The organism is Rhodococcus sp. IEGM 1409, from assembly GCF_030056735.1.
Taxonomy (GTDB): domain Bacteria; phylum Actinomycetota; class Actinomycetes; order Mycobacteriales; family Mycobacteriaceae; genus Rhodococcus_F.
Map to the genome: position 1 here is coordinate 503,374 of NZ_JASHKN010000003.1, position 14,458 is coordinate 517,831.

A 14,458-nucleotide genomic window follows, 5' to 3' on the forward strand; every position below is an offset into this window, starting at 1 on the left:
TCAGCACCACCTGAACTCCAGAGCGGCCGTGGCATCGGGCTGTCCAGTTCGTCGAGGAACGCGGTTTCCTCTTCGATGATGCGCAGCAGAGTGGCAGCCAGGTCCATGCTCAGCCCGTTACGAACCACGATGCGCTGCACTGTCAGATCCGCGAGATCGTCCGGCATGGGATAGGCCGGCACCAACCAGCCCTTGCCGCGGAGTCGGTCCGACAGGTCGTACAGTGTCCAGTTGGACGTGTGACCCTCGGCAAGGCGCCACGCGAAGACCGGGATGTCGGACCCGTCGTTCCACAGCTCGAAGGCGTCGAGTTTCCCGATCCCTTCGGCGAGGAATTTCGCCACGTCCTGTGAAGACTGTTGGATCGCGCGATAGCCGTCGTGACCGAGACGCAGGAACAAGTAGAACTGCAGGATCACCTGAGCGCCGGGCCGCGAGAAGTTCAGCGCGAAGGTCGGCATGCTGCCGCCGAGGTAGCTCACTTTGAAGACGAGGTCATCGGGAAGTAGATCCTGCGAACGCCAGACCACCCATCCGAGGCCCGGGTAGACGAGTCCGTACTTGTGCGCCGAGGTGTTGATGGAATGCACGCGCGGTAGTCGGAAGTCCCATTCGAGTTCGGGCTGTAGGAATGGTGCGATCATCGCACCGGAAGCGCCGTCGACGTGGATGGGGACGTCGAGGCCCGTCTTCTCCTGGATGGCGTCGAGGGCCTTCGAGATTTCCAGGACCGGCTCGTACATCCCGGTGTAAGTGACACCCATGATCGCGACGACGCCGATGGTGTTCTCGTCGACATACTTGTCCAAATCATGGCCGTCGAGGGTCTGGTGTTCTTCGCTGATCGGCACGTAGCGCGCTTCGACGTCCCAGTAATTGCAGAACTTCTCCCAACACACCTGAACGGCGGAACTCATGATGAGATTGGGTTTTTCCGTGGACTTACCCGCGGCCTTTCGTGCGTGCTGCCAGCGTCGTTTCATTGCGAGGCCACCCAGCATGCAGGCTTCGGACGAACCGATCGTCGAAGTGCCGATTGCGTCCTCGGGCGAGGGTGAGTGCCAGAGATCGGCAAGGATGCGCCAGCAGTAGGTTTCGATCGCAGCGGTCTGCGGATACTCGTCCTTGTCGATCATGTTCTTGTCGAACGACTCGGTATACAGCTTGGTTGCGTGGTCGTCCATCCACGTGCTGACAAACGTCGCGAGATTAAGCCGCGCATTGCCGTCGAGCATCGTTTCGTCGTGGACGATCTGATAGGCGGTCTCGGGAAGCATGCCGTCGGGCTCGAGCGTGAATTTCGACGCAACCGAATCCTCGCCTGGCCTTGAGAAGATCGGATTGACGGCTACGTAATCGGTGTGATCTGACCTTCTGGGTTCCGGCATGAACTCTGGCTCCTCACATCAGTGTGTCGCGTTGGTCTGTTTCGTACCTACTCTCACCGTTCAGTGTGGACAGGCAGTTGTCAAAGGGTCTGCGGTCCCGAATCATTCGCGAGTCGCCCGGACCGGGCAGGTTCCGCTCGCTGCTACGGCGTTTGCGCGCGTAGTCGATCCGCAGCAACCGAGGCCATCGACTGCAGAACGTCGGGTGCGATCGGACTCGGCGCCGTCGCGGACACCTGAGTCAACGTCGTCCCCACGGCTGCGACTATCGCATCCGCCACCAAGGTGAATCCGCCACTCTCCGTGATGATTCGGAAAGCGAAAGACGCGTCACCGACATTCGGCGCCGACGATCCACCGACGCGATAGGTGATTTTCGTTCCGTCGGCATCTGTTCCTGAATACTCTGTGCACCCAGCCAGAGTCGTCTGAAGTTTCTCGAACGCTGCTGCTGTCGCAGTGCCGTCGGCGTACGAAGCCGAGTCCTGATCGATGCTCGTGAAATCGGGGCCGGTGAACATGTCGGAGAGGTCGGCGACGGATCCGGTGACCTGGGTGGCTATCGGCGCCAGAACCTGCGCGCACACCGCCGGATCGGTACTCGACTTGTCCGCCTCCGAACTCTCCGGCGCCGGTGCGAGGCCGAGATCGTCGACCGGATCGGGAACTATGTCGAAGTCCGCGGGTAGTTCGGAGAGGGTGAGCGCAGCGCGTTGCAGGCCGTCACGGTCGAGGGGTGCCCCGCTCAGTGGTGCGGCCGGAGCAACCGTGAACGGCGCCAAGCCGACCTGGGGTGCGGAAACCTGCGTAGTCGTGTCGCTGCTCGGGGATTCGTCCGAGGCGCAGCCGGTCACGACGAACAGTGCCGCCGTCGCTGTCAGGCCCAGTGAGAGAAGAGATCGACTGTTCACGATTCCCACCGAATGCTGTTCGAGATGGTCTGCCGGATCACCGAGGAACTGTCCGGATCGCCGTACGCCTGGTCTCCGCCGACGCTCATCTGACCGTCGATGGGCAAGGGGAGTGAGAGGTCGACGGTGAGGTTTCCGGAGCCGGCCATGACGTACTGATCGATGTTCAGCGTTCCGGCGTCACCGGCCAGATTCCAGACCGGGTTCTGCGGGCTCTGCGATACGTCCACGGCGAGCGAGAGCCGATTGCCCTCGCGTGCGGTGAGGGTGACGGTGGTTGTCTGGTCGAGCAGGATTTCGCTGCTGACTTGCTGGCGAACCACCCAACGTGCGCCGACACCGACAGGAGCGTCGGGGAGCGCAACGGTCCGGTATACCGCTTGGCCGAGCGCCTGCTCGATTGCGGCGCGGGCGGCATTGGCCGAGTTGGCGGACGGCTTCAGCCGTAGGGCGGTGATGGCGCCCGAATCCGTGACGGACAACCCGGCCGCAGATCCGTCAGCCCCGCTCAGTGCTGCTTGCAATGTTGCATCCGGCGAGGTCATCGACGCCAGCGTCAGGTCTACGACCGCCGTGGGATCGTCGGCCGTCACGTTTGCCGAGAGAGGAATCGTGATCTCCGGTGAAGAGAAATCCTGCGCCGGCTGTTGATCGATCTGCTGACTCACGACGGCCTGGGTGATGAGCGTCGCCGTCTGCGTGGTGCCGACAGGCAAGTTCATACGCAATACCTCGCGCGGCTCGCTTCCCGCATCGAGTACTTCGACCGTCGCGGCGGTCACCGGAACAGTGACTTCACTAGGCGAGGAGGTCGGAGCGTTCGGAGGTTGATCCGAGTCGCCGCAAGCGGTGAGAACGGTGGCGAGAGCGAGGGCAGCGAGGGCGAACGGAACGCGTCGGCCGGTCGTGGACAGCAGTGGCACGCGCTCCAGGCTAGCCGCAGTTGCAGAGTGCGTGACCCGGTGCGGTGAACATGAGGGATGATGGTTGCGTGAGTACAGACCACCCAGACCGAGATGTCAACGCGGAGGATCAGCCGATTACCGAAATCTCGAAGGCCGACGAGCCCGAAACCGTGCAGCAGAAAGACACGAAACCGGAAGTTGCGGAACCTGAGGGCGGCGACCCGGCCGAGCCGTCGGCTGCGAAGCCTCGCAAGCTGACCATGCTCATTGCCATCGCGGCGGTCATCCTGCTCTCGGACATTCTCACGAAGGTGTGGGCCGTCGCCGTAGTCAAGCCGGGGAAGCCGATCGAAATCATCGGTGACGTGGTCACATTCACGATGGTGCGCAATCCGGGGGCAGCGTTCTCGATGGCGACGTCGATGACGTGGATCCTCACCCTCGTCGCAATCGGTGTGGTCATCGGTGTGATCAAGATCGGTCGCACACTCCGATCACCGTGGTGGGCGCTCGGTCTCGGCCTGGTTCTCGGCGGCGCGCTGGGTAACCTCGTCGACCGATTCTTCCGCTCTCCCGGAATCATGCGCGGACATGTGGTGGACTTCGTGTCCGTCGGCTGGTGGCCGGTATTCAACATCGCGGATTCCGCGATCGTCTGTGGCGCGATCCTGCTCGTCGTCCTGACACTGTTCGGCTTCGAACCGAACGGTGAACGCCTGCGTGATCACAAGACGGAAGACACGAAGCTCACCGGTACGAAGGCAGCAGCCGAGGGGGAAACCAAGTGAGGGAATCCCGTTCGATGCCGGTGCCCGACGGCCTCGACGCCATGCGCGTCGACGCGGGCTTGGCGCGCCTCCTCGGACTCTCGCGCACCGTGGTCGCGACACTCGCGGAGGAAGGCTCGGTACTCGTCGACGGTGTGGCTGTCGGCAAGTCCGATCGTCTGACCGCAGGGTCGTGGCTCGAGGTTGTCTTGCCCGAACCGCCGCGGCCGTTGACCATCGAGGCGACGCCGGTCGAGGGGATGGAGATTCTCTACGCCGACGACGACGTCGTGGCAGTCGACAAGCCCGTCGGAGTTGCCGCGCACGCCAGCGTCGGTTGGACAGGACCGACCGTCATCGGTGGACTCGCCGCGGCCGGTTTCCGTATCTCGACGTCCGGTGCCCACGAGCGTCAGGGAATCGTCCACCGTCTGGACGTCGGTACGTCGGGCGTCATGGTGGTTGCCACGTCCGAGCGCGCGTACACGCTGCTCAAGCGGGCATTCAAGCAGCGGACCATCGACAAGCGCTACCACGCTCTCGTGCAGGGACACCCCGACCCGAGCAGCGGAACCATCGACGCCCCGATCGGACGCCACCACGGTAACGACTGGCGGTTCACGGTCACGGCCGACGGCAAGCCCAGCGTCACGCACTACGACACCATCGAAGCGTTCCAGGCAGCGAGTCTGCTGGACGTGCACCTCGAGACCGGTCGTACTCACCAGATCCGCGTGCACTTCTCGGCATTGCGCCATCCGTGCTGCGGCGACCTGACGTACGGCGCGGACCCTCGACTTGCCGAAAGGCTCGGCCTCGAGCGCCAGTGGCTGCACGCCGTGTCTCTTGGCTTCGCACATCCGGCAGACGGTCGCTGGGTCGAGATCAAGAGCAAGTACCCGAAGGATCTCGAACACGCACTCGAAGTTCTCCGGTCCTCATGACACCGCGCGGGCTTGTTCCCGCGTTGGCCGTCGTCGCAGTGGTGGCGGTGGTCGGTGTGGGGTTCCCGAATCCCGTGCCGACCCCGCCGATCAGGACGGACACACTCGGTCCGGACAGTGGGGAAGCTGTGCCGGACTACCTCGATCGAGCGCGAGATTCTGTTGCGTCGATCGACGGGCCGGTGTGGGCCTTGGTCTCGTTCACGAAGGCACTCACCGTCGACGAGGTCATCACGACCAGCACGTCTCAGGTTTCGAGTGTTCGCGTGTCCGATGTTCGGGTGGCAAGGGTCATATTTCGAGTACCGATCGAGCGCGTCCAGACGCCGCTCATGTCCGTGCCCGTTCCCGACAACGACGAGGCAGTGCGCAGATCGCCCGGTGTTGCAGCCACGCGGTTGGTCGCGCTCGGCGGCGACACCGATCGTCAGCAGCAGGTGGCGCTCGCGTCGGCGAAGCAATTGTCCACCGGATGCGCCTGCGCGGTGGGTGTGCTGGTGCGAGCTACTCCCGAAGGACTCGAAGCGATCGGACGTGAGTCGAATGTCCGTGCAGTGGAGGCATTGCCGTCCGACGCCTCGCCGTGGTTCGCGGCTGTTCGCCCCTTGCTGCCGGAGTACGTGGATGTCGTTGCTCCCGGCCCCGACGACGGCCCGGTCCCGTGAGCGAGGACAAACGCGGTAGATCCGGTTCGTCCTCGGGGATCTTCTACGGAGTTGCGGCTTTCCTGTTGTGGGGAACGTTCCCGGCTTTCTTCGGGCTTCTCGACTTCGCAGATCCGGTCGAGATCCTGGCGCACCGAGTGGTGTGGACCCTTCTGCTGATGCTGATCGTGTTGGCCTGCGCCGGCCGCCTCGGATCGCTTCGCGGAATCAGCGCACGCACCTGGCTCCTGGTGACTGCGGCATCAGCGGCAATCGCGGTGAATTGGGGAACGTACATCTATGCCGTGGTGTCCGGCCGCGTCGTGGAGGCGGCCCTCGGTTACTTCATCAACCCGCTGGTCACCGTTCTGCTCGGCGTGGTGATCTTCCGCGAACGATTGCGCCGCGCTCAGATCGCCGCCCTGGTCCTCGCCGCCACGGCAGTTGTCGTGATCACGGTCGATTTCGGCAAACCGCCGATCGTCGCATTGGTGCTCGCCAGTTCGTTTGCCACCTACGGGTTGGTCAAGAAGGTCGTTCCGCTCGATCCTCGAACCAGTTTGACCGCCGAGGGAGTTGTTGCCGCACCCTTCGCGGTCGGGTACCTCGTGTTTCTCGGCCTGACCGGGGCGGGCGCCTTCGTCAGCAGCGGCGCCGGACACAGCCTGTTGCTGCTCGCGGCCGGCCCGGTCACCGCGCTGCCACTGCTCCTTTTCGGCGTCGCCGCTCAGCGAGTTCCGTTGGCGACGATGGGCATGCTGCAGTACCTGACCCCGGCGCTGCAGATGGCGTGGGGCGTGGCCGTCATGCACGAGGACATGCCGGCGTCACGGTGGATCGGCTTCGTTCTGATCTGGGCCGCGCTGGTGATCTTCACGACAGATACCTTCGTCGGTTCTCGGCGTTCCAAGCGGTCGGCGGCGATGTCACAGGTGCCCGTCTCGTAACACGCGTCACGACTCGCCGGATCGGGGCTGCCGGAGACCAACCTTGTCAGTAGCTCGGCATACACTCGATCTCGCTCCCAGACCTTCAGAGAGGCGCACGTGGCTGACTCGTTCGTACATCTTCACAATCACACCGAGTACTCGATGCTCGACGGTGCGGCCAAGGTCGGCGCCATGTTCGAGGAGGCCGCTCGTCTCGAAATGACCGCTGTCGGCATGACCGACCACGGAAACATGTACGGCGCCAGCCAGTTCTACAACGAAGCCAAGAGTGCCGGCATCAAGCCGATCATCGGCATCGAGGCTTACATCGCGCCGGAATCCCGCTTCAACACCAAGCGAGTTCTGTGGGGAGATCGCAGCCAGAAGTCCGACGACGTCTCCGGTAGCGGCGCGTACACGCACATGACGATGGTGGCCGAGAACGCGACCGGGCTCCGGAACCTCTTCAAGCTGTCGTCGCTCGCGTCCATCGAAGGCCAGCTCGGCAAGTGGCCCCGCATGGACGAGGAGCTCATCGCAGCGCACGCCGAGGGCATCATCGCCACCACCGGTTGCCCGTCGGGTGAGATCCAGACGCGTCTTCGTCTCGGTCACGATCGCGAGGCTCTCGAAGCTGCCGCGAAGTGGCAGGAGATCTGGGGACCGGACAACTTCTTCCTCGAACTGATGGACCACGGTCTTTCGATCGAGCGCCGTGTGCGCGAGGGGCTGCTCAATATCGGTCAGCAGCTCGGTATACCGCCGCTTGCCACCAACGACTGCCACTACGTCACCAAGGACGCGGCCGAGAACCACGAGGCGCTGCTCTGTATCCAGACGGGCAAGACGCTGTCCGACCCCACGCGCTTCAAATTCGACGGCGACGGCTACTACCTCAAGTCCGCTGCCGAGATGCGCGCCATCTGGGACAACGAGGTGCCGGGTGCGTGCGACAACACCGTTGCCATCGGTGAGCGTGTTCAGTCGTACGACGACGTCTGGGCGTTCCACGACCGCATGCCGATCTTCCCGGTCCCGGAAGGCCACACGCAGCAGACCTTCCTACGCGCCGAGGTGATGCGCGGGCTGGACCGTCGCTTCCCGAGCGGACCTCCGCAGGAGTACCTCGCCCGCGCCGACTACGAGATCGGCGTCATCAACGAAATGGGCTTCCCGGCCTACTTCCTCGTGGTCGGCGACCTGATCAACCACGCCAAGGACGTCGGGATCCGCGTCGGGCCCGGCCGTGGATCGGCTGCCGGTTCGTTGGTCGCCTACGCGATGGGCATCACCAACATCGACCCCATCCCGTACGGGTTGCTGTTCGAGCGATTCCTCAATCCCGAGCGCGTGTCCATGCCCGATATCGATATCGACTTCGATGATCGCCGTCGCGGTGAGATGGTTCGCTACGCGACGGACAAGTGGGGCAGCGACAAGGTCGCCCAGGTCATCACCTTCGGCACCATCAAGACCAAGGCAGCCATCAAGGACTCGGCTCGCGTCCAGTTCGGCAAGCCGGGTTTTGCCATCGCCGATCAGATCACCAAGGCGCTCCCGCCGCCCATCATGGCCAAGGACATCTCGGTTTCCGGTATCACCGATCCGAAGCACGAGCGGTACAAGGAGGCCGTCGAGGTTCGGGCGCTCATCGACTCGAGCCCGGACGTCGCGAAGATCTACAAGACCGCGGTGGGTTTGGAAGGGCTGATCCGTAACGCGGGTGTGCACGCCTGCGCGGTGATCATGTCGTCCGAACCGCTCACCGACGCGATCCCGGTGTGGAAGCGCGCCCAGGACGGCGCCATCATCACCGGTTGGGACTATCCCTCGTGTGAAGCCATCGGTCTGCTCAAGATGGACTTCTTGGGTCTGCGTAACCTCACGGTCATCGGCGACACGCTCGAGAACATCAAAGCCAACCGCGGCATCGACCTCGACCTCGACACGTTGCCGATGGACGATGCGGCAACATACGAACTGCTCGCCCGCGGTGACACTCTCGGTGTGTTCCAGCTCGACGGCGGCGGTATGCGCGAGTTGCTGAAACTGATGCAGCCCACCGGATTCGGCGACATCGTGGCCGCATTGGCGCTGTATCGCCCGGGACCGATGGGTGTGGACGCCCACATCTCGTACGCCAAGCGCAAGAACGCTTTGGAAGACGTCAAGCCTATTCACCCCGAGTTGGAGGAGCCGCTCGCGGAGATCCTCTCGGAGACGTACGGCCTGATCATCTACCAGGAGCAGATCATGCAACTGGCGCAGAAGGTGGCCGGTTACACCCTGGGTCAGGCCGACTTGCTGCGTCGCGCCATGGGTAAGAAGAAGCTGTCCGAGTTGGAAAAGGCGTACGCCGGGTTCCGGCAGGGAATGCTGGACAACAACTTCAGCGAAGCGGCCATCAAGGCGCTGTGGGATACGGTCCTTCCCTTCGCCGGCTACGCGTTCAACAAGTCGCACTCCGCCGGATACGGACTCGTTTCGTACTGGACTGCGTACCTCAAGGCGAACTACCCGGCCGAGTACATGGCGGGTCTGCTCACCTCTGTCGGTGACGACAAGGACAAGTCCGCGATCTACCTCGCAGACTGCCGCAAATTGGGCATCACTGTGCTCCCGCCGGACGTCAACGAATCGCGAGTCGACTTCGCGACCGTGGGCGACGACATCCGATTCGGAATGGGGTCGGTGCGTAACGTCGGCGCCAACGTCGTGGCTTCGATCATCAAGGCGCGTACCGAGAAGTCGAAGTTCACCGATTTCTCCGACTACCTCGGCAAGATCGACGCAATGGCCTGCAACAAGAAGGTCACCGAATCTCTGATCAAGGCCGGTGCTTTCGACTCGTTGGGTCATCCGCGCAAGGGTCTGATGTTGGTTCATGCCGACGCCATCGATTCCGTGATGAGCACCAAGAAAGCGGAGGCGATCGGCCAGTTCGACCTCTTCGGCGGGGCTGAGGCCGACGAGTCGATCACCTCGGTGTTCGACGTCAAGATTCCCGAGGAAGAGTGGGATTCCAAGCATCGCCTGGCGCTCGAACGAGAGATGTTGGGGCTGTACGTCTCCGGCCATCCGCTCAACGGCGTCGAGCACATTCTTCGGCAGCAGTCCGACACGTCCATCGCCGCGATACTCGAAGGCGGCGTTCAGGACGGCGCCCAGGTCACTCTCGGCGGCATCATCGCCTCGGTGGATCGCCGGGTCAACAAGAACGGTCTGACCTGGTGCATCGTGCAGCTCGAAGATCTCGTGGGTGGAATCGAGGTGCTGTTCTTCCCGCAGGCGTACGCCGTGTACGGAATGGACATCGCCGAGGATGCCATCGTGTTGGTCAAGGCTCGCGTCTCGATCCGAGACGATCGGATGTCGCTGATCGGCAACGACCTTGCGGTGCCTGACATTTCGGCGATCGGGGTCGCGCGTCCGCTGTCGGTCTCGTTGCCACTACGGCAATGCACCAAGGACAAGCTCAGTGCTCTCAAGCAGGTGCTGACCAGGCATCCGGGAACGTCCGACGTCCATGTCCGGCTGATCGGGGGAACCGAAATCAGCTTGTGGAAGGTGGACGACGTCCTTCGGGTCGAACCGTCCTCGGCGCTGATGGGTGACCTGAAGGCTTTGCTCGGACCGAGCTGTCTGACGGTCTGACCGCCGACCGAGCGGACCTGAATCGAACGAAGGGACCTTGCTGCATCAGCAGCAAGGTCCCTTCGTGGTCCGCCAGAGATCGGGGAGTGCGGTGATCAGGTGGCGCGTGAGTAGTGCACACGTCGCATCCACCAGGTGATCACCGCTGCTGTTGCGGCAGTCAATACGGCCACCTGCATCGACTGCGTGACGGCACCTGCGACGACGAACAGCACAAAACCAACCACGAGAGCTTCGATCTTGTACAGGGGCCACCGAGTCCCGGCCAGATCGACGCAATGGTCGGCTGAGGGGCGTGATTCGCGAGTGGAGATATCTGCGGTAGTCATCTCGTCCCTTTCCCGGCGCGGCTAGCGGATACGGCTGTTCGAAGCTGTGGTTTCAGAGTAGCGAGAGATGAGAGTTCGGGCAAACGAACTTTATTGATCGGCAGCTCACTCAATCGATCAACCAGGGGAGTGCGCCGGCGACAGACCTGGTCGGCGTGGTTCGGTGGCCAAGGCAGTCGAGTGGGTGTTCACTGGTACACATGCCAATCACAGGTGAGTACGAACCCAGTCCAGCGTCGTGGGCCGCCGATCAGGTCGCACGCATCGAGAACTCCGGTGGCGCCGAGGGAAACGACATGAACGGCATGCCCGTCGTCGTTCTCACGACCATCGGGGCAAAGTCCGGCAAGGTCAGGAAGACGCCGCTGATGCGCGTCGAGCACGACGGTTCGTATGCCGTTGTGGCCTCGCTTGGTGGCGCTCCGAAGAATCCGGTCTGGTACTACAACGTCAAGGCTGATCCGCACGTCACGCTGCGTGACGCGACCCAGGTCTTCGACCTGGTTGCTCGTGAAATCACCGGAGACGAGAAGGCGATCTGGTGGGAGCGCGCTGTCGCTGCGTACCCCGACTACGCTGATTATCAGACGAAGACCGATCGTGAGATCCCGGTGTTCGTGCTCGAACCCAGGTAACGCACTGCGGTCTTCGAGAGACTGCGGTCCACAAGAAACACCGCAAGAACAACAAGTAAATCGTCACTCGCGGGCGTCGGCGATCCCGACTCCCGTGAGTGTGTCATGGAGGTCTGATGAGTCCGAAAACCGTTGCAGATCAATTGGTTCAGCAGCTCGTTGACGCGGGTGTCAGTCGGATCTACGGAATTGTCGGTGACAGTCTCAATCCCATCGTCGATGCGGTTCGTCGCACCGGTGGTTCTGAAAAGGGCGGAATCGACTGGATACACGTCCGTCATGAGGAAGCAGCCGCTTTTGCCGCCGCAGCAGATGCCCAGATCACCGGAAAGCTCGCGGTGTGTGCAGGATCCTGCGGTCCCGGAAACCTTCACCTGATCAACGGCCTGTACGACGCTCATCGTTCGGGCGCCCCGGTCCTCGCGATCGCCTCACACATTCCCAGTGCGCAGATCGGTATGGGCTACTTCCAGGAGACGCATCCCGAGCGGATCTTCATCGAATGTTCGAGTTACACCGAACTCGTCAGCACGCCAGTGCAATCACCCCGCGTGGTGCAGTCGGCGATTCAGCATTCGGTCGCTCGAAACGGCGTCTCGGTGATCGTGCTTCCCGGCGACATTGCCGACTGCCCGGCCGAAGGCACTCCGCGGACGCTCGTCGAAACGCGAAGGCCGACAGTCGTTCCGGATGCTGGTGATGTGTTGGCGTTGGCAGATGTGATCAACGGCTCGCGGAAGGTTGCGATCTTCGCCGGCGCCGGTGTGCGAGACGCTCGCGCGGAAGTATTGGCGCTGGCTGAAACCATCGGCGCTCCCATCGGGCATTCGCTGCGTGGAAAGGAATGGATCCAGTACGACAATCCGTACGACGTCGGAATGACCGGATTGCTCGGTTACGGTGCGGCGCACGACGGTATCCACGGCGCCGATCTCCTGCTCCTGATCGGTACGGACTTTCCCTATGACCAGTTCTTGCCCGACGACGTTCGCACTGCTCAGATCGACATCGCGGCGGAGCGGTTGGGGCGTCGAACCAGCCTGGACCTGGCCGTGCACGGTGACGTCGCGAGCACCTTGAGTGCACTGATTCCGCAGCTCGATCGAAAGACCGACCGCGGGTTCCTCGAGGATACGCTCGCCAAGCACAACACTCTGATGACCAAAGTGGTTGGTGCATACACGGATCCGGTCAAGCAGCGCACGCCCATTCACCCCGAGTATGCGGCCTCGATCCTCGACGATTTGGCTTCGGACGACGCAATCTTCACCGCCGACACCGGCATGTGCAATGTGTGGACGGCGCGCTATCTCAATCCGAACGGATCGCGACGATTCATCTCGTCGGCACTGCACGGATCCATGTCCAATGCGCTCCCGCATGCGATGGGTGCGGCATGGTCCAGCCCGGGGCGTCAGGTCATCTCGGTGTCGGGCGACGGTGGATTGTCGATGCTGCTCGGTGAGTTGGTCACCGTCGCCATGTACAAGTTGCCGGTCAAGATCGTGGTGTTCAACAACTCGACGCTCGGAATGGTCAAGCTCGAGATGCTGGTCGATGGCCTTCCGGATTTCGGGGTCGATGTGCCCGCTGTCGACTACGCGGCGGTCGCCGCTGCGCTCGGAATCTTCTCGCGCCGCATCGAGAATCCTGCCGACATCGAATCCGGTCTTCGCGCGGCGCTCGATCACGACGGCCCGGCCCTCGTGGATCTGGTGACCGATCCGCTGGCATTGTCGTTGCCGCCCACCATCACCGGCGGTCAGATGAAGGGCTTTGCTTTGGCGATGTCGAAGATGGTGATGAACGGCGGAGTCGGCGAGGCGGTACAGATGGCCAAGTCGAATCTGCGGAACGTGCCACGTCCCTCGCAGTTGGATCCGCGCGGCTGACCTACCGCCGCCCCGCCTCGCCGACGATGTTGGGGCGGGGTGGTGGGAAGGTTGCGGGCGGGGTGGTGGGAAGGCTGATCCCCGACGTGCGAAAATGGCGGAGTGTCTAACTCGCCCGATGTCGTAGTAACGAAGTCCACCGTCCCCGCGCTCGACGCGCAGGAGATCGACACGGCCATCGAGCGAATTCAGCACGTCATTGCGGCAACACCCTTGCAGTACAGCGACCGTCTTTCGGCGCTGACCGGCGCACACGTGTACCTCAAGCGTGAGGACCTGCAAGGCGTTCGTTCGTACAAGATTCGCGGCGCGTACAACCTGATCGCTCAGCTGAACGAGGCCGAGCGCGCGGCAGGCGTCGTGACCGCCAGTGCCGGAAACCATGCGCAGGGCGTTGCCTTCGCGTGCCGAACCATGCAGATCAAGGGTCGGATCTACGTGCCGGCCAACACGCCCAAGCAGAAGCGTGATCGCATCCGCGCTCACGGCGGAGCGTTTGTCGAACTGTTCATGATCGGTGAGACCTATGACGCCGCCGCCGCTGCGGCCGCAGAGGACGTAGCCGAAACCGGCGCAACCATGGTTCCTCCGTTCGACGACGTGCGCACCGCTGCGGGGCAAGGAACAATCGCAGCCGAGATCCTCACGCAACTCGACGCACCTCTCGACACGATCGTCGTGCCGGTCGGTGGGGGCGGTTGCATCGCGGGCATAGCTACCTATCTGCACGAGCGGTCGCCCAAGACGTCGATCGTCGGGATCGAGCCGTCCGGGGCCGCGTCCATGACGGCCGCGCTTGTTGCCGGCGGCCCGGTGACCCTTCCCGACGTCGATCCGTTCGTCGATGGTGCCGCCGTCAAGCGCATCGGTGACGTTCCCTACGAGGTCGTCTCACGTCTGGGTGCTGCCGTCGTGTCACACGCGTCGTTGCCGCTCGTCGCTCGTCAACTACAGACGCGGTCCGGTTCGGGATCGTTTGTCGTCAATCAGATCGACGAAGGCGCTATCTGCACGGCGATGCTCGAGCTGTACCAGAGCGAGGGCATCATCGCCGAACCCGCGGGCGCGCTTTCCGTTGCGGCACTGCAGAATCTGACGTTCGAGCCGGGCTCGACCGTCGTGTGCCTGATCTCCGGTGGTAACAACGACGTCTCCCGTTACGGCGAAATCCTCGAGCGTTCGCTCGTTCACCTCGGGCTCAAGCACTACTTCCTGGTCGACTTTCCGCAGGAACCGGGAGCGTTGCGCCGGTTCCTCTCGGACGTGCTGGGGCCGGACGACGACATCGCGCTGTTCGAGTACGTCAAGCGAAACAATCGCGAGACGGGTGCCGCGTTGGTGGGTATCGAACTCGGTTCCGCCGACGGTTTGGCGTCGTTGCTCGAGCGGATGGAGCACGCGCCGATGCAGTCCGAGAGGCTCGAGCCGGGAAGCCCGGCGTACCGCTATCTGACGTAAGG

The 14,458-nt window shown here is 63.0% G+C and carries 11 protein-coding genes and 1 pseudogene; 8 read left to right on the forward strand and 4 right to left on the reverse strand.

The features are described from left to right. Positions 1 to 26: 26 nt before the first annotated feature. From gad to QM716_RS12415, 3 genes and pseudogenes are all read right to left on the reverse strand, one after another. Positions 27 to 1,388, reverse strand: a pseudogene (gad, locus tag QM716_RS12405) (glutamate decarboxylase); the annotation flags it as partial. Between the two features lie 143 nt (positions 1,389 to 1,531). Then, positions 1,532 to 2,299, reverse strand: a complete 768-nt coding sequence (locus tag QM716_RS12410) for a sensor domain-containing protein (protein ID WP_283304403.1) — start codon at positions 2,297 to 2,299, stop codon at positions 1,532 to 1,534. Then, positions 2,296 to 3,222, reverse strand: coding sequence for a hypothetical protein (locus QM716_RS12415; RefSeq protein WP_283304404.1), 927 nt, complete (start codon positions 3,220 to 3,222; stop codon positions 2,296 to 2,298). Before QM716_RS12415 ends, QM716_RS12410 begins: the two co-directional genes overlap by 4 nt. Positions 3,223 to 3,290: 68 nt before the next feature. Here QM716_RS12415 and lspA point away from each other — a divergent pair, with 68 nt between their 5' ends. The 5 genes from lspA (at position 3,291) to dnaE (ending at position 10,142) form a co-directional block, all read left to right on the forward strand. Next, on the forward strand, positions 3,291 to 3,992 hold the full coding sequence (lspA, locus tag QM716_RS12420; RefSeq protein ID WP_283304405.1) for a signal peptidase II: 702 nt from the start codon (positions 3,291 to 3,293) through the stop codon (positions 3,990 to 3,992). After that, positions 3,989 to 4,915, forward strand: a complete 927-nt coding sequence (locus QM716_RS12425) for an RluA family pseudouridine synthase (protein ID WP_007733161.1) — start codon at positions 3,989 to 3,991, stop codon at positions 4,913 to 4,915. Before lspA ends, QM716_RS12425 begins: the two co-directional genes overlap by 4 nt. Further along, positions 4,912 to 5,580 carry a hypothetical protein gene (locus tag QM716_RS12430; protein ID WP_283304406.1) on the forward strand — a complete coding sequence of 223 codons (669 nt, stop codon included), beginning with the start codon at positions 4,912 to 4,914 and terminating at the stop codon, positions 5,578 to 5,580. Before QM716_RS12425 ends, QM716_RS12430 begins: the two co-directional genes overlap by 4 nt. Next, positions 5,577 to 6,506 (forward strand): EamA family transporter RarD, encoded by a 930-nt coding sequence (gene rarD, locus QM716_RS12435; RefSeq protein WP_283304407.1) that lies wholly within the window; start codon positions 5,577 to 5,579, stop codon positions 6,504 to 6,506. The genes QM716_RS12430 and rarD overlap by 4 nt, the downstream gene beginning before the upstream one ends. Before the next feature lie 99 nt (positions 6,507 to 6,605). After that, complete coding sequence (dnaE, locus tag QM716_RS12440) at positions 6,606 to 10,142, forward strand: DNA polymerase III subunit alpha (protein ID WP_283304408.1); 3,537 nt, start codon at positions 6,606 to 6,608, stop codon at positions 10,140 to 10,142. 95 nt (positions 10,143 to 10,237) lie between these two features. Here the strand turns inward: dnaE and QM716_RS12445 are convergent, their stop codons facing one another. Continuing rightward, positions 10,238 to 10,471, reverse strand: coding sequence for a hypothetical protein (locus QM716_RS12445; RefSeq protein ID WP_283304409.1), 234 nt, complete (start codon positions 10,469 to 10,471; stop codon positions 10,238 to 10,240). A gap of 200 nt (positions 10,472 to 10,671) precedes the next feature. On the opposite strand from QM716_RS12445, the gene QM716_RS12450 reads away from it, so the two are divergent. From QM716_RS12450 to ilvA, 3 genes are all read left to right on the forward strand, one after another. Next, positions 10,672 to 11,106 carry a nitroreductase family deazaflavin-dependent oxidoreductase gene (locus QM716_RS12450; RefSeq protein WP_283304410.1) on the forward strand — a complete coding sequence of 145 codons (435 nt, stop codon included), beginning with the start codon at positions 10,672 to 10,674 and terminating at the stop codon, positions 11,104 to 11,106. 116 nt (positions 11,107 to 11,222) lie between these two features. Continuing rightward, positions 11,223 to 12,998, forward strand: coding sequence for a pyruvate dehydrogenase (locus tag QM716_RS12455; RefSeq protein WP_283304411.1), 1,776 nt, complete (start codon positions 11,223 to 11,225; stop codon positions 12,996 to 12,998). Positions 12,999 to 13,100: 102 nt separating this feature from the next. After that, positions 13,101 to 14,456 (forward strand): threonine ammonia-lyase IlvA, encoded by a 1,356-nt coding sequence (gene ilvA, locus QM716_RS12460; RefSeq protein WP_283304412.1) that lies wholly within the window; start codon positions 13,101 to 13,103, stop codon positions 14,454 to 14,456. Positions 14,457 to 14,458 lie beyond the last annotated feature (2 nt).

What these genes read in the sequence shown, in the direction of transcription:
- QM716_RS12430 (WP_283304406.1), top strand. Translation starts at nt 4,912, where the DNA reads ATGACACCGCGCGGGCTTGTTCCCGCGTTGGCCGTCGTCGCAGTGGTG.
- QM716_RS12445 (WP_283304409.1), bottom strand. Translation starts at nt 10,471, where the DNA reads ATGACTACCGCAGATATCTCCACTCGCGAATCACGCCCCTCAGCCGAC.
- QM716_RS12450 (WP_283304410.1), top strand. Translation starts at nt 10,672, where the DNA reads ATGCCAATCACAGGTGAGTACGAACCCAGTCCAGCGTCGTGGGCCGCC.
- QM716_RS12455 (WP_283304411.1), top strand. Translation starts at nt 11,223, where the DNA reads ATGAGTCCGAAAACCGTTGCAGATCAATTGGTTCAGCAGCTCGTTGAC.